The organism is Bradyrhizobium sp. CFUWI (assembly GCF_056429085.1).
Genome location: NZ_JBWJZE010000008.1, coordinates 146,123 through 166,088, shown reverse-complemented (window position 1 = coordinate 166,088; position 19,966 = coordinate 146,123). Strand labels below are relative to the sequence as shown.

General features: G+C 64.3%; 24 protein-coding genes. 11 read left to right on the top strand and 13 right to left on the bottom strand.

Annotated features, from left to right (window positions below; genetic code table 11):
- Nucleotides 1-137: 137 nt before the first annotated feature.
- From AC066S_RS19205 to AC066S_RS19185, 5 genes are all read right to left on the bottom strand, one after another.
- Nucleotides 138-1,592: an AAA family ATPase gene (locus tag AC066S_RS19205; protein ID WP_478270338.1), complete on the bottom strand. Its 1,455-nt coding sequence runs from the start codon at nucleotides 1,590-1,592 to the stop codon at nucleotides 138-140.
- On the bottom strand, nucleotides 1,589-1,783 hold the full coding sequence (locus AC066S_RS19200; RefSeq protein ID WP_478270337.1) for a hypothetical protein: 195 nt from the start codon (nucleotides 1,781-1,783) through the stop codon (nucleotides 1,589-1,591). The genes AC066S_RS19205 and AC066S_RS19200 overlap by 4 nt, the downstream gene beginning before the upstream one ends.
- Complete coding sequence (locus AC066S_RS19195; protein WP_478270336.1) at nucleotides 1,783-1,974, bottom strand: transcriptional regulator; 192 nt, start codon at nucleotides 1,972-1,974, stop codon at nucleotides 1,783-1,785. The genes AC066S_RS19200 and AC066S_RS19195 overlap by 1 nt, the downstream gene beginning before the upstream one ends.
- Nucleotides 1,975-2,064: 90 nt before the next feature.
- Nucleotides 2,065-2,568 (bottom strand): hypothetical protein, encoded by a 504-nt coding sequence (locus AC066S_RS19190; protein ID WP_478270335.1) that lies wholly within the window; start codon nucleotides 2,566-2,568, stop codon nucleotides 2,065-2,067.
- The gene (locus tag AC066S_RS19185; RefSeq protein ID WP_478270334.1) at nucleotides 2,565-3,842 is read right to left on the bottom strand and encodes a tyrosine-type recombinase/integrase; all 1,278 of its coding nucleotides are present in this window, start codon (nucleotides 3,840-3,842) and stop codon (nucleotides 2,565-2,567) included. Before AC066S_RS19185 ends, AC066S_RS19190 begins: the two co-directional genes overlap by 4 nt.
- 309 nt (nucleotides 3,843-4,151) lie before the next feature.
- On the opposite strand from AC066S_RS19185, the gene AC066S_RS19180 reads away from it, so the two are divergent.
- The 6 genes from AC066S_RS19180 (at nucleotide 4,152) to AC066S_RS19155 (ending at nucleotide 9,446) form a co-directional block, all read left to right on the top strand.
- The gene (locus tag AC066S_RS19180) at nucleotides 4,152-4,820 is read left to right on the top strand and encodes a hypothetical protein (RefSeq protein WP_478270333.1); all 669 of its coding nucleotides are present in this window, start codon (nucleotides 4,152-4,154) and stop codon (nucleotides 4,818-4,820) included.
- A 208-nt stretch (nucleotides 4,821-5,028) separates the two neighbouring features.
- Entirely contained in the window at nucleotides 5,029-5,655 is a 627-nt protein-coding gene (locus AC066S_RS19175; RefSeq protein ID WP_478270332.1) for a PilZ domain-containing protein, read from the top strand.
- A 111-nt stretch (nucleotides 5,656-5,766) separates the two neighbouring features.
- Nucleotides 5,767-6,024: a hypothetical protein gene (locus tag AC066S_RS19170; protein WP_478270331.1), complete on the top strand. Its 258-nt coding sequence runs from the start codon at nucleotides 5,767-5,769 to the stop codon at nucleotides 6,022-6,024.
- 413 nt (nucleotides 6,025-6,437) lie between these two features.
- Complete coding sequence (locus AC066S_RS19165) at nucleotides 6,438-7,478, top strand: PrsW family glutamic-type intramembrane protease (RefSeq protein WP_126261521.1); 1,041 nt, start codon at nucleotides 6,438-6,440, stop codon at nucleotides 7,476-7,478.
- Between the two features lie 69 nt (nucleotides 7,479-7,547).
- Complete coding sequence (locus AC066S_RS19160; protein WP_126261522.1) at nucleotides 7,548-8,126, top strand: HdeD family acid-resistance protein; 579 nt, start codon at nucleotides 7,548-7,550, stop codon at nucleotides 8,124-8,126.
- A gap of 234 nt (nucleotides 8,127-8,360) precedes the next feature.
- Nucleotides 8,361-9,446: a 3-deoxy-7-phosphoheptulonate synthase gene (locus tag AC066S_RS19155; protein ID WP_126261466.1), complete on the top strand. Its 1,086-nt coding sequence runs from the start codon at nucleotides 8,361-8,363 to the stop codon at nucleotides 9,444-9,446.
- A 59-nt stretch (nucleotides 9,447-9,505) separates the two neighbouring features.
- Here AC066S_RS19155 and AC066S_RS19150 read toward each other — a convergent pair whose 3' ends face one another.
- Genes AC066S_RS19150 through epmA form a run of 3 tightly spaced genes read right to left on the bottom strand, consistent with a single transcriptional unit; the run spans nucleotide 9,506 to nucleotide 11,949 of the window.
- Nucleotides 9,506-9,757 (bottom strand): hypothetical protein, encoded by a 252-nt coding sequence (locus AC066S_RS19150; RefSeq protein ID WP_126261467.1) that lies wholly within the window; start codon nucleotides 9,755-9,757, stop codon nucleotides 9,506-9,508.
- A 36-nt stretch (nucleotides 9,758-9,793) separates the two neighbouring features.
- The gene (locus AC066S_RS19145; RefSeq protein WP_478270330.1) at nucleotides 9,794-10,888 is read right to left on the bottom strand and encodes a lysine-2,3-aminomutase-like protein; all 1,095 of its coding nucleotides are present in this window, start codon (nucleotides 10,886-10,888) and stop codon (nucleotides 9,794-9,796) included.
- Nucleotides 10,885-11,949: an EF-P lysine aminoacylase EpmA gene (gene epmA, locus AC066S_RS19140; RefSeq protein WP_478270434.1), complete on the bottom strand. Its 1,065-nt coding sequence runs from the start codon at nucleotides 11,947-11,949 to the stop codon at nucleotides 10,885-10,887. The genes AC066S_RS19145 and epmA overlap by 4 nt, the downstream gene beginning before the upstream one ends.
- A gap of 162 nt (nucleotides 11,950-12,111) precedes the next feature.
- Here epmA and efp point away from each other — a divergent pair, with 162 nt between their 5' ends.
- The 3 genes from efp to AC066S_RS19125 all read left to right on the top strand — a co-directional run bounded on the left by efp (nucleotide 12,112) and on the right by AC066S_RS19125 (nucleotide 15,400).
- Nucleotides 12,112-12,678 (top strand): elongation factor P, encoded by a 567-nt coding sequence (gene efp / locus AC066S_RS19135; RefSeq protein ID WP_126261469.1) that lies wholly within the window; start codon nucleotides 12,112-12,114, stop codon nucleotides 12,676-12,678.
- A 24-nt stretch (nucleotides 12,679-12,702) separates the two neighbouring features.
- The gene (locus tag AC066S_RS19130) at nucleotides 12,703-14,325 is read left to right on the top strand and encodes a M23 family peptidase (protein WP_478270329.1); all 1,623 of its coding nucleotides are present in this window, start codon (nucleotides 12,703-12,705) and stop codon (nucleotides 14,323-14,325) included.
- Between the two features lie 82 nt (nucleotides 14,326-14,407).
- A complete protein-coding gene (locus tag AC066S_RS19125; protein WP_126261471.1) occupies nucleotides 14,408-15,400 on the top strand; it encodes a DUF808 domain-containing protein in 993 nt (330 codons plus the stop codon).
- Nucleotides 15,401-15,424: 24 nt separating this feature from the next.
- On the opposite strand, the gene AC066S_RS19120 is transcribed toward AC066S_RS19125, so the two are convergent.
- Complete coding sequence (locus tag AC066S_RS19120; protein ID WP_126261472.1) at nucleotides 15,425-15,928, bottom strand: cupin domain-containing protein; 504 nt, start codon at nucleotides 15,926-15,928, stop codon at nucleotides 15,425-15,427.
- 21 nt (nucleotides 15,929-15,949) lie between these two features.
- Nucleotides 15,950-16,429: a carboxymuconolactone decarboxylase family protein gene (locus AC066S_RS19115; protein WP_478270328.1), complete on the bottom strand. Its 480-nt coding sequence runs from the start codon at nucleotides 16,427-16,429 to the stop codon at nucleotides 15,950-15,952.
- 54 nt (nucleotides 16,430-16,483) lie between these two features.
- Between AC066S_RS19115 and AC066S_RS19110 the strand changes: the two genes are divergently transcribed.
- Nucleotides 16,484-17,008 (top strand): MarR family winged helix-turn-helix transcriptional regulator, encoded by a 525-nt coding sequence (locus AC066S_RS19110; RefSeq protein ID WP_126261474.1) that lies wholly within the window; start codon nucleotides 16,484-16,486, stop codon nucleotides 17,006-17,008.
- 40 nt (nucleotides 17,009-17,048) lie between these two features.
- Here AC066S_RS19110 and AC066S_RS19105 read toward each other — a convergent pair whose 3' ends face one another.
- Nucleotides 17,049-17,300, bottom strand: a complete 252-nt coding sequence (locus AC066S_RS19105; RefSeq protein ID WP_126261475.1) for a hypothetical protein — start codon at nucleotides 17,298-17,300, stop codon at nucleotides 17,049-17,051.
- Between the two features lie 60 nt (nucleotides 17,301-17,360).
- A complete protein-coding gene (locus tag AC066S_RS19100) occupies nucleotides 17,361-17,621 on the bottom strand; it encodes a hypothetical protein (protein ID WP_126261524.1) in 261 nt (86 codons plus the stop codon).
- 145 nt (nucleotides 17,622-17,766) lie between these two features.
- Between AC066S_RS19100 and AC066S_RS19095 the strand changes: the two genes are divergently transcribed.
- Nucleotides 17,767-18,996, top strand: a complete 1,230-nt coding sequence (locus AC066S_RS19095) for a lytic murein transglycosylase (protein WP_478270327.1) — start codon at nucleotides 17,767-17,769, stop codon at nucleotides 18,994-18,996.
- 131 nt (nucleotides 18,997-19,127) lie between these two features.
- Here AC066S_RS19095 and AC066S_RS19090 read toward each other — a convergent pair whose 3' ends face one another.
- Nucleotides 19,128-19,925 carry an aldolase gene (locus tag AC066S_RS19090; protein WP_478270326.1) on the bottom strand — a complete coding sequence of 266 codons (798 nt, stop codon included), beginning with the start codon at nucleotides 19,923-19,925 and terminating at the stop codon, nucleotides 19,128-19,130.
- Between the last annotated feature and the right edge of the window lie 41 nt (nucleotides 19,926-19,966).

Genomic DNA, 19,966 nt, shown 5'->3' with positions numbered 1-19,966 from the left:
TTTAGCTTTGTGCAGAGGCTTTCGCTGTGACACCCGTGACGTGACGTGACATCTTGTGACTTTGTCCCGCGTGACATTGTGACGTGACGGGACACACCTCTTTAGAGGTGTCCCGCATGTCACACGCCTGATGAGAGCTAAGCAGCAATCCAAACGACCTCTTCGCCGTTGTGAAGCTCGCCGCTGATCAGATCTTCTGATCGCGCCTTCTCGAGATTGCGCCTCCATGCCTGCCGCTCCGCGGCTTCTCGATCGCCCTCCCCAGTGCTGACATAGCGCTTACGGTGGACATCGCGGGCTGCCTGGACGGTCGTTGCACGCACCGGCGGTCCATCGCCGCCAATTCGGTGCTCGCGGCCGGCGTCAACCATGGCCTCGGTGATTGAGTCTCGCACCAGACGCAGTCCCTTCGGCCACTTCTCTTTGGGCCGCTCCAGCGCCTCCCGCTGCCCGTCTATCGAGGCACAAGGGGTGATCGAACCGACAACGGGAGCCTTTACCGGCTTGTCACTGGAGGTGCGATCAACCTCGACGAAGCTGAGCGTATAATCAAAAATCGGACGCTGGCAGGCGCCCCCCTTATCCTTCTCCTTGATCAGTCTGTAGCCCGACTTCGTTTGGACCGTCCGGAGGATGAAATCCGAGTTGCCGCGCCAGCGGTAACTCCCGGAAATGCCCTTCGTCTCGTCCTTGCCGGGGTGGGCAACGAAGATGACCGAGCAGCCGAACTCATCGTTGAGAGCGCGGCCCAGGCCGAAGCAGTGCCCGGCCACATCGTCGTCATTTAGGCTTTTGCCACCCACTGCGGCCGGCAGTGTATCGATGGTGATCAGCAGGGGCGGCTTGCCATCGTTGCGAACCGTGTCCCTTCGGACTCGAGCGACAAACAGCTGGCGATCCCGCTCCGACGTAATATCTAGATCGGCTTTGATAATGCCCCAGTCCAGATGGGAGAGCTCGACTTGGCCCTCCTTCGCAATCGCACGCATGCGCCTTCGATAGTCGGCTTGCGACTCGTAGACTGCGACCAACACGCGTCCCGCTTTGGCTGGATAAATCGGCCCATCTACCAGGTGCGCGCGGCCGAGGCCCGTCCCGCTGGAAATCGCGAGATTCAGCGCATTGGCGATTGCCGTCTTGCCGGTGCCGGTTGGCCCGTACAAGAATCCTATCTCGCCGCAGCCTATAATCGAACCGCTCTCAAGGTCTTCAATGAGAGGGTTTACATCGTCATCGCTGAACTCCACCCAAGTAGCGACGTCTTCGATACCCGCTGCGTCAGTCTCCCCAGCGCCTTCTTGGGCGTCGTTTAGCCCCTCTTTGATCATCTCATCGACCTCGGCCGGTCCAAAGTGATCGATCAGACCGAGATTATAGGCGTGGGCAAACAGAGCATCCTGAATGTCGAGATCTGCCGACAACAAGCCGCGGCGCTGCATTTCAATGAAGCGCCCCGCCCACAGTTGCAGGATCTTGATGGTGGTGTCGGGATCGTGCCCCTTGAGGTTGCGATACAAAAAACTGAATTCGAAGCGCGCCTCCGCCGGGGTGAGTTCGGCAACGCTTTTCTCATGTTTGACTTTCAGCTTCATCGCTCACCTCCGTAAACGAACGGGGCAAGCGCCTCGGCCATATCAGGCGCGAGCGCGAAGCGCTGAGAGAGATGGTTCGCTTGAACGAAGCGCAGACGTTTGCTATTTTCCGGAGTGATCGAACCGTCGAGCAGATCAGTTGCCGGAACGCCCCGTGCCGCCAGCGCGGGGCTTTCCTTTTGGAGCTGCATCAGGCGGCGACCTCCGCCAGGGTATCGGCTTCACGTGCCTTCACCCACTCGCGTTCGGCCTCTTCGCTAATCCGCACGGCGCCAAGCAGCTGCATCTTGCGCGGCCCCTTCCCGGCCCGCTCAAGCTTGTAATAGAGACTGCGGGAGAACCGCTGCCGCTGACAGAACTCTTCGATTGTATAGGACAACATAGACACACCCTTGTGTTGTTATGGGTGTGCAGAGATTTGAGTGATTTCCGCGCGCCAGGCACGCGAGGATCAGTGATAAAAAATGGCCGCCTATTTCCGCACTAACCGCGGTTTCTTCGCATCGTAGTACCGGCGGCGAAGGGTCTCGAAAGTGACAGACCTATATCGGGCGGTCTTTTGGATCTTTTCAATAGCCCGATCAGTCGCCCGGGTCGGGCCCGCCGCAATCTCCTGATCGACGGCGTTCACGAAGTCTCTCAAAGCAGCGGTAGTCCATTTGGCCGGCCGTCCGCTGTCCGCGAACAGCGCCTCTGCCATGTATTGCGCCAAAAGCTTCCAGTGATGAGGATTGGCTGGATCGAGCCCAAACTCCTGAAAAGCTCGTATCAGCATCTTGTCATTGCGGTAGAGCGTCAGGGCAGCATCGGCCTCCTCTCCTCGACGGGCGGGATCGTAAGGAAGCAGAGCGGCGCCACCCAGGATAGTCTGGCCGGCGGGGCTAGAAGCCAAAACTGCGGCATCCGCGGCACGCTTAGCCTCTCGCCCCTTGGCGTCGGCAAGCCGCTTCCCGCGGTCTTTACGGGGCACCTTCATCCGGTGATGCTCGCAACGTTGCCGGGCTCAATGGCACCAAACCGCGGGGCACCTGCCCTGATGGCGTCTGCAACGTAAGACGGAGCCAGATGGCCATAGTGCTTCTCGACCATGCGGGTGTCGGAGTGGCCGAGGTTCTTGGCAACAACCAACATAGGCACGCCGTTCATGACGGCATGGCTCGCCCAGGTGTGGCGCAACCCGTGGAAATTAATCGGCGGGTCGATCTTGGCGCGTTCGTTGGCCTCATCCATCGGGTCGGCTTGGTGAGAGCGCAACCATTCGCCGCCGCCATCCTTCGCGAACATGGGCTCACTGCCCCGCCGGCCGAGCGTGATCGACTTAAAGAACGCTACCCCGTCCTCGCTCAGAATGATGTGCCGGCCCTTGTTGGACTTCGAGCGCTGGATCTGCACTGTCCCGCTATCCTTATTGAAGTCCGCGACCGTCAGCGCGCAGAGCTCGCCATAGCGAGCGCCGGTCTCAAGAGCGCCGCGGACCAGACGGCGGAAGTCGGGCTCACAGGCGTTCAGGAGCCGTTTGGCTTCGTCGACGGAGAGATAGCGCACCCTCGCCGCTTCGACGCCCTCGAACGGCTCCACGCGGCGCCAGGCGCTGTCCGACGCGACCTTGCCATCGCGCCACATCCGGTTGAGTGAGGCCTTGAGCACGGTCAGAACGCGGTTGGCCGTCGACTTGCGCCGCCGAACCTGCTCCGGGTCGGTGACGTCGATTTCGCGATATTGCTGCTCTTTGCCTGGCTTGGTCCGGATACGCGGTTGAGCCTTCACAAGGCCAGCATGCCACTTCCGGATTTGATCGGTCGTCAGAGCCTCGATCTCGACTGCGCCCAAGGTCGGCAGGATAAGCGCGTCGGCGGCATACTGCGCTTCGCGGCCGGACTTTCGGTTGTTTTCCAAAAATTCGACATAGGACTTGATGGCGTCGGCGACGGTAAGCGGGCCTGTCTTGCCGGCCGCCGTGTGCGCCCGCTTGACCATCCTCGATCGCGCTAACGCCTGCGCCTGCGGAAAGCTCAGGATCTCCACGCCGTCAGCGTCCGAGAAGTCATCCGCGGAGGCCAGCGTTTCCACCTCGTATTTCTGTTCGCCGACGTAGTGACGGGCCACCCACTTGCCGGTACCGCTCAGCGGCTTGCGATACCCGAGATGCAAGCCGGGCTCGAGCACCCGGTAGTAGGGTTTACCCCTGGCCTTCAGGCGGCTCCGCGCGGTGCGGGTCTCGAGGCTGGCGTCGCGGACTGTTCTGGCCATGGGCAAATCCTCCGTGTCCAATCAATGTCCAATAAACGGAGGAAAACGTCAATAGACAAATACGCACTAATGCGCGTATTATCCTAGAAATATGGGGTATTTTGGAAACACGCGGGGGCCTAGAAACACATGCTTAAGACCCTTTCACGGTGGAGAGAGCGGTTCGATTCCGCTAGGGAGCGCCAGTGCGCAGGCGATGAACGCGCCGCATCGGCTGCCACGGCGACCGAACGGCAATTTCCGCTGCTTCCGCATGAACCTCCGCACCGCTCGCCACCGACCAATGTCGGTTGGAACCGGTCCTGGCCCATGGCGCAGCGCTACCCCGAGATTGAAGGTTTGCCCGGCGCGTCCGCACTGACGCCGGACCTTCCGCCATGGCTGGGCCATCCCCGCCCGCATCCGTCGGACCTGCGTGCCAAGATGCTGGAGCACATGGCCCGCGCCGGATCGCGTCCGAAGGCCGATCTCGCGCCGGCCGCGCCGGTGCCGTCAGGCCGGATCGCCCTGGATCTCCTCGGCGATGTCGTCGGCCACGTCATCCTGTTCGGTGTCGTCGCCCTGCTCTTCCAGTCGCGCGTTCCTCTCTATTTGGGGGCGTTCATCCTCCTGACCGACGGCGGTCGCATCGAAAGCGCGCTGGCAGGGATCGGCATCCGCCTCGAGCCCGAAACGATCGGCGCAGACATCGTCAAGCGCTCCGCATTCTGGTTCGGATGGTTCGCGTTGCTGGCCGCCTTGAAAGGCTCCGTCCCCGCCTGGTTCGCGCCGTGGCTGCCGCCGGCGGACTCCTCGTCTTTCCTCGCCGGCATCGCCCTCTTGCTCGCCGTCGTCGAAGCATTCACGGCGCTCACATTGCGGCGCGCGTTGTCGCAACTGGGATTGGAGATCAGCCCGAACGGCCTGACATGGACGACGATCCAGTTCGCCGTGGCCGTCGGCGCATTGGCCTTGCTGGTGCTGTTCGGATCTTCCTAGGCAGCGCGGTTGCTCCACCGCGCCCTCAATGACGAGGTTGTGAGAAAGCCTGCAGCAAAGCGGGTCCTTATGCCGCGCTTTTTTCCTGCGCCGTCGAGGCGCGCATTTACCGGAAATTTACCCCCGCTTTTGAGCGCAGGTATCATTTACTTAGAATCTGAGCGCTACCGTGGAATTACGGGAACGATCCCAAACACGATTGGCGCGCATGTCCGTCACAGAGTTCCTCAGGCAACGAGCAGTGGACGTCGCCGTGAACGGCAGCTACTCGCTGCCGCGCTGGTACGATTGCGAGGGCAAGCTGCGCACCTTCGCTTGCCGCACCAAGCGCGTCTCGCCCTTCCGCATGATCGTGGACGTGCCTGTCGTCGGCAAGGTCGGCGAGCGCCTCACGTCGTACTTCCAGGATTTCGGCGAATTCCAGTGCACCATCAGCGCGACGCTGAAGGCCGGCTTCCTGATGGAGCTGGACATGACGCGGGCACGGCGCGCCTGGATGTCGGAAAAGCTGACCTGGCTGGAGAAAAAGCAAAAGGACGACAGCATCCAGGAGCTGCGGCGTGATGCGCGCTTCGTTCCCCAGGTCTCGCACACCTTCCTGACGCTCGCCGACGGCAGCGCCCACCCCTGCTTCATCATCGACGTCTCCACGGCCGGCGTCGCCATATCCTGCGAGTACGACCCGCCGGTGGGAACCGCGTTGGCCGTCGGCGCCTGCGTCGGGCGGGTCATCCGCAAGTTCGACAACGGCTTCGCGGTCAAATTCGCCGAGAAGCAGGCGCGAGACGACGTGGTCCGCCTCGTTGCGCGCTCGCCGCTGCAGCAATCGGCTTGAGCCGTCCAGCCCCCGCATCGCCGCCCTATCGTCGCCCCATTGCGGGATCAGCTTTTGACGGTCCGTGCCTCACGCCGGACGTCATTTGCGGACTCGCGATCGGGGGACCGGATGGCAGTCAACAACATCACAGTTGAGAAGATTACCTGGGACAGGGTCGGCCGGGTCACCGCGCCCGGACGCTACATGTACACGTTCGGCTGGCTGACCATCACGGCCGGCGATCTGGAGATCTGGAAGCACTACCCACAAGCCGCGTTCACGCTGCTGGCGCAGCCGGGTGATCCGGACACATCCCCGGGCGGCGAGTTCCATCTCGGCGCTTTCGACGTCGCCCCCGAAGCGCCGCCGCCGTTCACCACCCACTGACGGCGGCAAGCGCCGGCCGAGAGCTCGAACAGGGGCGGACGCGCCGGATCGCTTTCGCCGCCCTGCAGGAACTCAAACCGCAATTAGCGGGCCTGCCGGCTGTCCACCTCCGACCTTGCCTTCGGCGCTCCACCGCGACAGATGGAGCAAGCTGGCCAGCGACTCAAAGAAACCTGCGCATATTATTGATCTGGCTTACTAACGTGCTCCGGTCTCGGAATACGCGGCCGTTGCCATGGCTGACGAACTGGTACTGTGATCCAATTGATTACGCTTGTATTCTCCAGCCGGCAGGCGACCGCAGATGAACGGGAGCTGTCGCGCGCGTTAAGTGAGCCGACAGCGAGCGCATGACACATGGTCGCATCGCTGAATGTAGATTAGCGGACCAAGGGAACCTATTTTCGGCGCCGATGTACCTGATCGAAGCGTTGCCCACCGTCATCGGAACTGCTGCCATCGCCCCGGCGCTGCTGATGCTGTGGCTCGTCATCGCCGCCGAAGAGCGACCCGGCCCGCCCGCTCAGGTCTGGACCGCGTTCCTGTTAGGTGCGGCCAGCATCTCGTTGCTGGGCCTCGCCCGAGCCCCCTTCGCCAAGATGGTCGCAGCGCCCGACGACCCCTGGGCGGCGCTGGCCATGCATTCGATCTTCGGCGTCGCGCTGCCCGAGGAGGCGGTCAAGGTGATCGCCATCGTTCTGATCTCCTCGACCAAGCGGCGGACCTTTGCCAATCCGATGGACACCGTGGTCTATGGCGCCGCGGTCGGCCTCGGCTTCGCTGCTTACGAGAACCTGGCTTATCTGGTTCAGCACGCCGAGATGTGGCGCTCGCTGGCCGCCTTGCGCAGCGTGCTGACCGTGCCGTTCCACGGCGCGCTCGGCATCATCGCGGGCGCCTACCTGACGATCGCGCGCGCCGGCACGGCGCTGGGCGCGAACCGCCACCATCGCGACTGGGCGCGCCTCTCCAGCCGCCTCCTGATGCTCGCCGGCCCGCTCGCGCTGCATTCGGCATTCGACTTTCCGCTGCTGACCTTGCAACGGATGCCCGATCTCGATCCGACGCTGCGGATGTGGCTGGGCGCGGCCAGCCTGCTGGTCGGCTTCGGCTCGATCGCCTTCGCGATCCGCCTGGTCCGGCGCGTCGCCCGCCACCACGCCCCCCGGACCGATGTCGCGCGGGAGCGGCTCAGCCAACTCCGCCGGATGTGGGCGCTGTTGCTCGCCGGCGGCGGCGTCGGCTTTCTCGGCCTCGCCTTCGTGCTGACCTCGATCCATCACTGGCTGATCAATCCCGAGCGCAACCTGACGCTGGCCCTGATCCCGATCGGCTTCGTCTCGATCCTGCTCGGCCTCGCGCTTCTGATTGTCACAACCGCGATCTACATTCTCGGCCGCAACCGCATCCGTACCAGCGCGGAAGGTTTTTCCTCGGCGCCCGGCGGCGGTTGATCCACCGCATGGCGAGCGGGCCGCGCGCATACTAGATTGAATACTGACCTTTCGATCTGGAGCCTGCCGATGACATCGCCCGAGGAATTTTCGCGGCTGCAATCCGCCATGAACCAGACGGTCAAGGCGCATTGGAAGGCCTTCCTGTTCGAAGGCATCCTGCTCGCCATTCTCGGCGTCGCCGCGCTGATCCTGCCGCCGCTCGCGAGCCTTGCGATCGCGATCTTCCTCGGCTGGATGTTCCTGATCAGCGGCATCGGCGGGCTGATCGTGACCTATTGGGCGCGCAACACGCCCGGCTTCTGGTGGTCGCTGATCTCGGCTGCGCTCGCCGTGCTCACCGGCATCCTGCTGCTGGCCCGGCCGATCCAGGCCGTGCTGACGTTGACCATCGTGCTGGGCGCCTACTTCCTTGCCGAAGGCGTTGCCACCATCATGTACGCGCTGGAGCACCGCCGCGAGTTGAGCAGCCGCTGGTCGTGGCTGCTGATCTCGGGCCTCGTCGACATCGCGATCTCGTTCATGGTGATCACGGGGCTGCCGAGCTCTGCGGAATGGGCCATCGGCATCCTCGTCGGTATCAACCTGCTGTTCGGCGGCGCCAGCCTGATCGGCATGGCGCTGGCGACGCGCAACAGCAACACCTGACGCGCCCCGTCGCCTGCTGCGCCGATTGGGGGGTGACAACCCTCGAACGGCGCGCTATATGGCCTGCCATGATCACCGTCGCCACCAGCTATTTTTGGTATTTTAGCTACGACAGCTCGCTGGCGGCAGGAGGATCGCGCTCAATCTGAAATATTGCAGCAAACGTCCGAACAAGCCGCCAGACCTGGCGGCTTTTTTATTGGCCGGCAGGTTCGAAACAAACAGGAGCCCGCCGTGCTGAGCACGACCGACGATCTTCGCATCCGCGAACTGAAAGAACTGAGCACCCCGGACGAGGTGATGCGGGAGGTCCCGCGCACGCTCACCGCTACCCGTGTGGTCATGGCCGCGCGCAATGCGATCCATGCCATCCTGAGCAGCCAGGACGACCGTCTTCTGGTCGTCGTCGGCCCCTGCTCGGTGCATGATCCCAGGGCCGCGCTCGATTACGCCGAGCGCCTCGCCAAGATGCGCGAAGACCTCGCCGATCAGCTCGAGATCGTGATGCGGGTCTATTTCGAGAAGCCGCGCACCACGGTCGGCTGGAAGGGCCTGATCAACGATCCCGACCTCGACGGCAGCTTCGACATCAACAAGGGCCTGCGGCTGGCTCGCAACGTGCTGTCGGCGGTGAACAATCTCGGCCTGCCCGCCGGCACAGAGTTTTTGGACATGACGACGCCGCAATACATCGCCGACCTCGTGTCATGGGCCGCGATCGGCGCGCGCACGACCGAGAGCCAGATCCATCGCGAGCTGGCGTCCGGGCTGTCGTGCCCGGTCGGCTTCAAGAACGGCACCGACGGCAATGTGCGGATCGCGGCAGATGCGGTGAAATCAGCATCGCATCCGCATCATTTCATGGCCGTCACCAAACTCGGCCGCTCGGCGATCGCCTCGACTGCCGGCAACGAGGATTGCCACATCATCCTGCGCGGCGGCAGCAATCCGAACTACGATGCGACAAGCGTTGCGGCGGCCTGCAACGAGCTGACCAAATCCGGCGTCGCGCCGCTGGTGATGGTCGATGCAAGCCACGCCAATTCGAGCAAGAAGCCGGAGAACCAGCCGCAGGTCGCGGCGGACATCGCCGGTCAGATCGCCGGCGGCGAGAACCGCATCATGGGCGTCATGATCGAGAGCAATCTCGTCGCCGGCCGCCAGGACGTGGTGCCGGGCAAGCCGCTCGTCTACGGCCAGAGCATCACCGACGGTTGCATCGACTGGCCGACCACAGCCACCGTGCTCGAGCAGCTCGCCGACGCGGTCGAGGTCCGCCGCAACAGCCGTCGCGCCGGTTTGCACGAGCGGTCGGCATAGCCCGTCACAAAATCGCGGTCGCTCTCCTCACTTCTCCCCGACGGGGAGAGGTGAGCCCCTCAGCAGCCGCGGCAGATGCTCTTGATCTTCTTGTCGAGTGCCTGGTTTTCCTTGCTGAGCGGATCGTTCGGATCGCTCACAGTCTTCTCGTTCGGCACGTCCGAGAGGCGCGGCTGGCGATGGCCCACGGGAGCCTGTGGCACAGATCCCGAGCTGGCGCCACCCGACGTCGATCCCTTGGGGCCGGTCTGCGCAATCGCCGCGCCGCCGAGCAAGGCCACAAGCGATGCTGCGAGCATGATCTTCTTCATATCCGATCCTCCATTCAAGCCGCCGCTTCCCACCGCTCAGGTCTCAGGCGGATAGAGATGAACGTCGCCGCAATAGTCGACGATACGATAGCTCTTTTTCGATTCCGCTTCACGTGCATCGGCTGCGGTATTTTGCTCCGCCAAGACATAATTAGGCCCCACGGGCGATTTGCCGGCGCCGCCGGGAATGTCGATGACATAGTCCGGCTGACACAGCCCTGACACCCGTCCGCGCAATTGCCGCATCAAGTCCTGCCCCTCGGCCAGCGTCGTGCGCAGATGCGCCGTGCCCGGCGCGAGATCGCCGTGATGCAGATAATAGGGCTTGATCCTGCATTCGACGAAAGCTCGCATCAAATCCGATAGAGCGGCGATGTTGTCATTGACCCCGCGCAAAAGCACGGACTGGCTCACCAGCGGAATGCCGGCCTCGACGAGCCGCGCGCAGGCGGCGCGCGCCGGCCCCGTCAATTCGCGCGCATGGTTGGCATGCACGGCCACCCAGGTGGTCGCGCCCTCGACCTTGAGCGCCGCAACCAACTCGTCGCTGATGCGGGCGGGCTCGGCCACGGGCACGCGGGTGTGAAGGCGGACGATCTTGACGTGATCGATGGCGGCGAGGTCGGCCATGACCTCTCCCATCCGCCGCGGCGACAGCATCAGGGGATCGCCGCCGGTCAGGATCACCTCCCAGATCTCGTGATGCGATCGGATGTAATCGATCGCCGCGCGGTAGGCACTGTCCGACAGCGCGCTCTCCTTGCCGGGCCCCACCATCTCGCGGCGGAAGCAGAAGCGGCAATAGACCGCGCAGACGTGAACGAGCTTGAACAAGACGCGATCGGGATAGCGATGCACGATGCCTGATACTGGCGAGTGCGGATGATCGCCGATCGGATCGGCGTTCTCGCCCGCCTGCATCTCCAGCTCCGCGGCGGTCGGAACGAACTGACGGGCGATGGGATCGTCGGGATCGGACGTGTCGATCAGTTCGACCAGCGCCGGCGTGATCGCGACCGCATAGCGCGCAGCCACGCGCTCGAGCGCGGGCAGCGCTGCGGCCGGAGCAAGATGCTCGGCCACAAGTTCCGCCGGCTCACGCAAGGTACGGGCAAGATTGGTCTTCGTCATGTCTCACTAGACGTTTCATTTGCTGGCGGTGTCCACACCACCTGGTCAATTCGCGATGCGCCGCTCGCCAGCATCACCAGCCGGTCGAAGCCGAGCGCGACGCCGCTCGCCTCCGGCATTGCGGCAACTGCGGCCAGAAAGTCCTCATCCAGCGGATAGGCTTCGCCGTAGCGGCGCTGCTTCTCCGTCATCGATTCCGTGAAGCGTTTGCGCTGCTCCTCGGCGTCGGTCAGTTCCCCAAATCCGTTGGCTAGCTCGACGCCGCACGCATAGACTTCAAAGCGCTCGGCCACCCTGGGATCGTCCGCCTTGACGCGCGCCAGCGCCGCCTCTGGAGATGGGTATTCGAACAAGATGGTCAAACGCCCCTGCCCCAGATGCGGCTCGACATGCTCGACCAGGACCTTGCTGAAGATGTCGGACCAGGTGTCGTCGTCGGCTATCCGAACCCTTCCGTCGGCCGCCGCCGCGAGCGCGGCACGGTTACCCTCGCCGCCCGAGATTGTCGACAGCAGGTCGATGCCAGCGAACCGCTCGAAGGCGCCCGCGACCGTCACAAGCTCCGGCTCGGCAAAGGGATCGGCGGTCCGGCCGCGGAAGCAGAAGGTCCTGATCCCGGTCGCCTGTGCGGCCCGGGCGATGACCACCACGGTGTCGGCCATGATGGCGTCATAGGAGGCGCCTGCCCGATACCATTCCAGCATGGTGAATTCAGGCAGATGCAGGTCGCCGCGCTCGCGGTCACGGAACACCCGGGCGAGCTCGAAGATTTGCGTCTCGCCCGCCGCCAGCAGCTTCTTGCAGGCGAATTCGGGCGACGTCCGCAAGTAACGGCTGGCGCGGCTGCCGTCCGGCCGCATCAGCTCGGTCCGGGGGGCGTGCAGATGGGTCTCATTGCCCGGGGAGACCTGGAGAATGGAGGTTTCGACCTCGACAAAGCCCTGCTCGGCGAAAAAGCCCCGTATTGCTCCGGTAATGGCCTCCCTTGCCCTGAGGAAGGGCCGCCGGTCGAGGTGGCGGTCGGGCGACCAGAACGGTGAGATCGGCTTGTCCCCAGCCATTAACCGACCGCCCCTGGCGTGAGCAAAACGCTGGCTTCTAACGGCAAAATCAGTATGTTGCGGCCCGAAACGGGCGCCGAGGTCCGATTTGAGGCCCCAAGTCCCCCATCGATTTGACCACGTCCTGGCCGGTGCCGGGCCAAGCAAGCAGGAAATATCACTTTGAGAGTCATCGCCAGTTCTATTCGCAAGGGCAACGTGATCGAGCAAGACGGCAAGCTTTATGTCGTCGTCAGCGCCGAGAACATCCATCCCGGCAAGGGCACCCCGGTCAGCCAGATCGAAATGCGCCGAATCTCGGACGGGGTAAAGATCTCCGAGCGCTACAAGACCACCGACCAGGTCGAAAAGGCCACCATCGAAGAGCGCAACTACACCTACCTGTATGAAGACGGCGACGGTTTCCACTTCATGAACCCGGAGACCTACGATCAGGTCCAGGTTCCCAAGGACGTCGTCGGCGATGCCGCCGCTTATCTCCAGGAGAGCATGACGGTCAAGCTGTCCATGCACGACACCAACCCGGTCTCGATCGCGCTGCCGCAGCGCGTCACGCTGGAAGTGGTCGAGACCGAGCCGGTGACCAAGGGCCAGACCGCATCGTCGTCCTACAAGCCCGCGGTGCTCTCCAATGGCGTGCGCACCACCGTGCCGCCGCACATCTCGGTCGGCACCCGCATCGTGGTGATGACCGAAGACGGCTCCTATTCCGAGCGCGCCAAGGACTGACGGGAACCAGAGCGGTCGCAACAGGTGGCGCCGGGGGGCGAGACAGTGGTTGGGAAGGGTTTCCGCTTCGTCTCGCAACTTCTGGCGTCGCTTTCGCTCTTCACGGCCTCTGCTCTCGCTGCGGATGAATTCCGCAGCCCCTCGCTCACGGCTCTGCGCGTCGACTGGCGCGCAGCGCTCGACCAGTTCCGCACCGAAATCAATAGCCGCCCACGCGTCGCGGAGGATTTCGCCTTCGCGCCTCGCCGCTCCGTGCCGCGCTACGATCCGCGCGCGACGCCCGCACTGGTGCAGCTCAACGCGGTCTCCTCGCGCTTCTTCACCGGCATCACCCGCAGCCCGGTGCCCGTGCTGCTGCCGTTCGACGCCGCCGCTTACCTCGATGGGCAACGCAGCGGCGCGCCGGCGACGCTCGCACTTTCACGCTACCAGGCGGACTTCAATCCCGTCGACATGTTCGATGCCGGCCCCGCCGGCTACAGCGCGACCTTCTCGCTGGAGCCCGGCGCCGGCGACGGCATGCCGGCCCGCGTGTTCGCACGGCCGGTCGAAGTGCAGATCACGGGCTCGGCGCTCGTCTACGACATCGCCGATCCCGCGGGGGGCAAGGGCGAGCCGGTCAAGCCGCTCGCGACGCTCTATCCGGACCTGCGACGATTCATCCGCGAAGGCTATATCCGCTACGCCTTCACCCGCTTCGGCGTCGCCTATGTGGTCTCGATCCAGTGCCTCGACAGCGTCGCCAAGCCGAGGCGGCTCGCCTGCAAGGAAGCCTATCCGGTCGCTGAGCGCTTCCTGAAGGCTCTGCGTGTCGCCGGCGGCCAACGCACGCGGCCATTGACGGACATTGCCTCGAACGTGCTCGATCGTCCGGCGCAGCGTTCGCCGGACTTCACCTACCGGCCAAGCGGCGACATCATCCCGAACACCGGTTACCGCAAGCAGGGCGGCCATCCCGACGTGATGGTCTATGCCCAGATCCGCTTTCCTCTCGAAAAGGCACCCGCCTTCGTGCGCTCGCAATCCTACGGCAAGCGCGACAGGAGCGATGGTCCGACCGCCTATCCCTGGCGCGACAATTTCTGCGAGTCCCGCAGTTTCGAGGTGTGGCAATGTGCCGGCGGCTACGGCCACCAGGGCGAGGACATCCGGGCCGCGGACTGCCCGCCGCCCGGTGAAGGCCGCGAGCCCTGCGATCCCAAGCGGCGCGCCGTCGTCGCCGTGCGCGACGCGATCGTGATCCGCGGAGCCAAGGACCAGGCCGCGACGCTTCAGGTCAACAGCCGCACCGAGCACATCCGTTTCCGCTACATGCACATGAACCCGCATGCGATGAACGCCGACGGCGTGCTCAGCGGCCGCATCGTTACCGAAGGCGAGAAGATCGGTGTGATCTCGAACTATCTCGACCATCCCGCGGGAACGTCGCTGCACCTGCATTTCGACGCGCAGGTGTTCACACGGGACGGCTGGATCTGGGTCAGCCCCTACGTCACCTTGGTCTCCGCCTATGAACGCCTGATCCGCGCCCGCGGCCGCGAGATCGGCCCGGAGATTGCGGTCACGGCGCAGCCGGTCGCACACGCTTTGCCGGACGACGTGCTCAAGCCGGATCTGCGCGAAGGATCGAGCGGCGAGGACAACTGACGGCTTGCCCGCTCCGTGGCCGGGCAGTGCAGGAGCTGTTGTCGCGCACACCGCCGGCTCCAACGAACAAAGGACAGGGTTGATGAGTGTCGGACTGATCGGTCTTCTCGATGACATCGCAGCGATCGCGAAGGTGGCGGCGGCCTCGCTCGACGATATCGCGGGCCAGGCGGCCAAAGCGGGCGCGAAGGCCGCCGGCGTGGTCATCGACGACGCCGCCGTCACGCCGAATTACGTCATCGGTTTCGCCTCGAAACGCGAACTGCCGATCGTCGGCAAGATCGCGGTCGGATCGCTGCGCAACAAACTGCTGATCCTGCTGCCGGTAGCTCTGCTGCTTGGCTATTTCCTTCCTGCCGCCGTCACGCCGCTGCTCATGCTGGGCGGCGTCTTTCTCTGCTACGAGGGTGCCGAGAAGGTGCTCGAAGCCGTGATGCCGCATCACGCGCACCATCACGAAGCCCAGCTCGAGCCGATCGCGCCGGATGCAAGCTCGGTCGAGGACGAGAAGGTCGCGAGCGCCATCAAGACGGATTTCATCCTGTCGGCGGAGATCATGGCGATCACGCTGGCGGCGCTCCCCGTGGGCAGCATCTGGACACAGGCGCTGGTGCTGGCGCTGGTCGGTTTCGCCATCACGGTCGGGGTCTACGGCGTGGTCGCCCTGATCGTGAAGGCGGACGATGCCGGCCTGGCCCTTGCGCGTTACGACAGCGCCTCCTTCATTGGTGGCGCGATCCGCTTGCTCGGGCGCGCGCTCGTCCGCGGCATGCCCGCCTTCCTGGCGGTGCTGAGCACCATCGGCACCGCCGCCATGATCTGGGTCGGCGGCGGCATCATCCTGCACGGCATCGAAAAATACGGCCCGCCCGCGGTCGGCCAAACGGTCCATGCCGCGACCGAGGCTGCCGCGCATCTCCTCCCATCAGTTGCCGGTATCGTCGAATGGTCGGTCGAAGCCGCCATCTCGGGCGTGCTTGGGCTGATCATCGGTGCACTTGCGATTCCGGCCGTCGAATACGGACTCGCACCGGTCTGGAAACGGTTGAGGCGATCGCGGGATCGAGCCTCTTAGCCGCATCCGGACGATGCGCGCGAGCTAATCCAGGAATGTCGTGAGCTGCGCGCCCTCATCCGCCACGAACACCGCGATCAACTCCGCCGGCTCGGTCATGCTGGCATTGGCGGAGACCAGGTGCGTCGAGCCCGGCGGCTCGAAGAACGACTGGCCGACGCCGAACGTCTCGACCGGGCCGCCGCCGAGCTGGGAGCGGATCTCGCCCTTGGTGACGGTGGCCGTCACCGAGCCTGCGTGACGATGTGGCCGCGAAAATCCGCCGGGACCGTAGGAGACGCGCACGATGGTGACGCGCTTGCCCGGGACGTTGGGCAGCGCGTAGGAGCCGATCGGCTCGACCTTGTCGAGCGACGAGCCATCCGCAGCACTGGCGCAGAGCGGGGCCAGTGCGCCGGACACAGTGTCCATCGTCACAGGAAGCGCTTTGCCGATCGCCAGCGCGCAGGCGAGCCCCGCGACGACGGCGAACACCGTCGAACCTGACGGCGCCGGGCGTTGCGCGACGGAAAAGTTCATTGCTGTCATCGTGACCTCCCCGCGCGCCGATCAGGATGCCGCAACATTCGCGGCCGCCGGCCGCGACGCCGGCGTCCAACGAAATGCGGCACCAAAACGGTTCCAGACGTTGATCGAGGCGACGGCCGAAGTCAGGTACATCAGCTCGCTCTCGGAGAATTCCCGGGCGGCTTCGGCGTAGACTTCCTCGCTGACGCCGTCCGGCAGCAAGGTCAACGCCTCGGCCCAGGCGAGCGCGGCACGCTCGCGCGGCGAGAAGATCGGCGCCTCGCGCCAGACCGCGACCAGATGAAGCTTGTCGACGGGAACGCCGATCCGCTCCGACAGCAGGACGTGGTGCTGTACGCAGAAGGCGCAGCCGTTGATCTGCGAGGCGCGCAGCTTGACGAGCTCGATCAGCTGCTTGTCCAGGCCGGCCTTGCCCGCGAGCTGCCCCAGCGCCAACACCGCATCAAAGACGTCGGGCGCGATCGTCTTGAAATCCTCGTATTCGCTGCGGGCATGGGACATTGCGGCTCACCTCGTCTTATTGTAAGTGTCCTTATATCTTATAAGAGCTCTGATATGTCGCGCAAGACGGCTGTCGCCGCAAGATCGAAAACTGCCCGCAAGGAACCTGCCGACGACGGCACGGTGCGCGTCCCCGCTCCCGGCGAAGGCAAGCGCGGCGAGCAAGGCTATCTCGGCTATCTGCTGCGCCAGGCTCATGCCGCGGTCCGGCTGACGATGGAGCGGGCCCTCGCCGATCTCGGCGTTACCTCGCCGCAATTCGCCGTGCTGACGATGCTGAAGGCCTATCCGGGTCTGTCAGGCGCCGACGTTGCCCGCCTCACCTTCCTAACGCCTCAGACCGTCGGGGTCATCATCCGCAATCTCGAACGTGACGGCGCGATCGCGATGACGCCCCATCCCGTTCACGGCCGCATCCAGCAATGGACGCTGACGCCGCGCGGCGCCACGCTTCTGAGAGCCTGCCGGGAGCGCGTGATCGAATTGGAGAAGCGCCTTGCTCGCGGCCTGGATATGAAGACGGAGACTGCAATCCGGCGCTGGCTCACCGGCATCGCGACCGAGCTACAAGAGGATTAGTCTGGACGGCTCCGTCCCGCCTTCTGCGACCCGCAGGACCCTACCCGCCCTTCAGCGCATCCTTGACCTCGCCGTCGGGCCAGGCCTCGCCTGCGGCGATCACCCGCACGCGGGTTCTATCGGCAGCATTGACCAACACATGCGAACTCACCTGGTCGCGGCTCGGCTCCAGGTGCAGCTCGGTTTCGGGCTTCCAGCTCAGCGTGGTCGCGAGATCGCCGGGAAAGATCTGCCATTGCGATCCGTCATCGAGTTCGACGACATGGCTCTCCGCATGCGTGCGTATCTTCATTCGAGCCCGACTTCCTGATGAACGGAAGTGGCCCCGGCACTCAGGCCGGGGCCTATTCCGTCAGTTGTTGTCGTGATGAATCACGGTCTTTTCGCGATTGCCGAATTCATCTTCCTTCTTGATCACCGTGGTGCGATCAGAGGGCTCGCGCTCCCTGATCACGGTGGTGCGGTCGCGATCGCGCTCCCGCTCGCGATATTCATGGGATTGACCGACCGTCACGCCGGCGCCGACCGGACCGACGTGAACGCCGACTTCGTCAGCGCACACGGGAGTCGCGATGGCGGTAATCATTGCGGCGGCAAACAGATATGTCCTCATATTCTTCTCCTCATATCGTGCGGAGGGAATGCGGGACTGCGACAGTTTGTTCCGGCGGAACAGGACCATGGGGCGACACCAAATCATGCAACGGCTGTTCCAGGAACCGACTCACACGGGCCATGTTTCCGGCTAGAATGTGCAGATGAAACACGCTGATTCCTCGCCCCATCAAACCCGCCGCGCACTTCTGAAATCCACGCTGGGCGCGGCCGCCGTGCTCGCGTTACCCGCGAGCGTTCACGCCGCGCCTCCGGGCTTCGAGGAATGGCGCGAGAGCTTTCGTGCACGTGCGCTGGCGAAGGGCATTTCCGCCGCGACCTGGCAACGCGTAATGGGACGGGTCGAACCCGACATGAGCGTGTTCAAGCAGATGCGCAGCCAGCCTGAATTCCACGAACAGATCTGGCAATACATCAATCGCCGCGTCTCCGACTGGCGCATCATCAACGGCAAGATCGCGCTGAAGAACAATGAGGCGCTGCTTGGGCGCATCGAGCGCGATTTCGGAGTCGAGCGCGGCACGCTGCTGGCGCTGTGGGGCGTCGAGTCCGCCTATGGCGATCCTCTGGTGCAGCAGAACCACATGACGCCGGTATTTCCCTCGCTCGCCGCGCTTGCCTGGAACGAGCCGCGCCGCAAGGCCTATTGGGAGACCGAGCTGATCAACGCGCTGCGCATCGTCGATAAGGGCTGGAGTACGCCCGAGGAGATGAAGGGCTCCTGGGCCGGCGCGATGGGGCATTCGCAATGGATGCCGGAAGTCTGGCTCAATGTCGGCATCGACTATGATCGCGACGGCAAGGTGTCGCCGTTCGGCAAGCCCGATGACGCGCTGGGATCGACCGCAAAATATCTCGTCAATCGCGGCAAATGGCATCGCGGCGAGCATTGGGGCTACGAGGTGCGTGCGGCCGGCAATATGAGCGGCAGCCGCAGCTACGCGGCCTGGCAGGCGGCCGGCGTCACCCGCGCCGACGGTGCGCCCTTCCCGCAGCCGAACGCATCCGCGCAGATGTGGACGCCGGTCGCGGGCGGGCCGACGTTCCTGCTGGGACCGAATTTCTACGCGGTGAAGAGCTACAACCCTTCGATGAACTATGCGCTGGCGATCTGCCATCTCGGCGACCGCTGCCTCGGCGCGCCGCCGTTCATTCAACCCTTCCCCGGCTCCGAGCGCGCCCTGACGCTCGCCGAAGTGCAGGAGATGCAGACGCGCCTGACCAAAGCCGGCTTCGACACCGGCGGCACCGACGGCCGCGTCGGCAACGACACCATGAAGGCGGTCAAGGACTTTCAGCAGCGCGCAGGCATCACGCCGGCCGACGGCTATGGCGGGCTGAAGGTGCTGGCGAAGCTGCGGCAGGGGTCGTAGGCCAAGACCCTCTCCTGCCGTCATTCCGGGGCGCGCCACTTGGCGCGAGCCCGGAATCCATTTCACTACGTTGTTTGCTGCACGATGGATTCCGGGCTCGCGCTTCGCGCGCCCCGGAATGACACAAGTGGTCAGTGCCGGTACTGCGGCTCCTCCGCATCCAGCTGACGCCGGATCGCGGCGAGATGCAGCCGTGCGGATTCGCTATCGCCCTCGCGCATCTGCCGGTAGGTCTCGGCCGCAACCGCGGGATCGACCGGCAGCACCTTGCGTCCCGTCGACATCGCAAGCACCTGCACCTCGGCAGCGCGTTCGAGGTAATAGAGGTCGTCCCAGGCCTCCGCGATGGTCGGGGCCAGCACCATCACGCCATGATGCTTCATGAAGACGATATCGGCATCGCCCACTGCCGAGGCGATCCGCGCGCCTTCGCGGTTGTCGAGCGCGAGGCCGTTATAGTCGCGGTCCACGGCCGTCCGGCCATAGAATTTCAGCGCGGTCTGGCCGGCCCAGATCAGGGGCTCGCCCTCGGTCATCGAAAGCGCCGTGGCGTAGGGCATGTGGGTATGGAACGCGACCTTGGCGCGCGGCAGCAGCCTGTGCATCTCGGCGTGGATGTAGAACGCGGTCGCCTCGGGCACGCCCTCGCCGTCAAGCACGTTGCCGTGGAAATCGCAGATCAGGAGCTTGGACGCGGTCAATTCCCGAAAGGCGTAGCCATAGGCATTGACGAGGAACAGATCGTCGTGACCAGGCACGACGGCCGAGAAATGATTGCAGATGCCTTCCTCAAAACCGTTGCGCGCCGCCATGCGGAAGCAGGCGGCCAGATCCTCGCGCGCGGTGCGGATCGCATCGGTCGCAAGGTCCGGCCGGTTCGAGCGGAATGGCGCGGGCGCGGGTGAGGAAGCATGAAGGCTGTGCGCCATGGCGAAGGGCACCTCTGTCGGTCGGGAGCTATTCGTGTTGT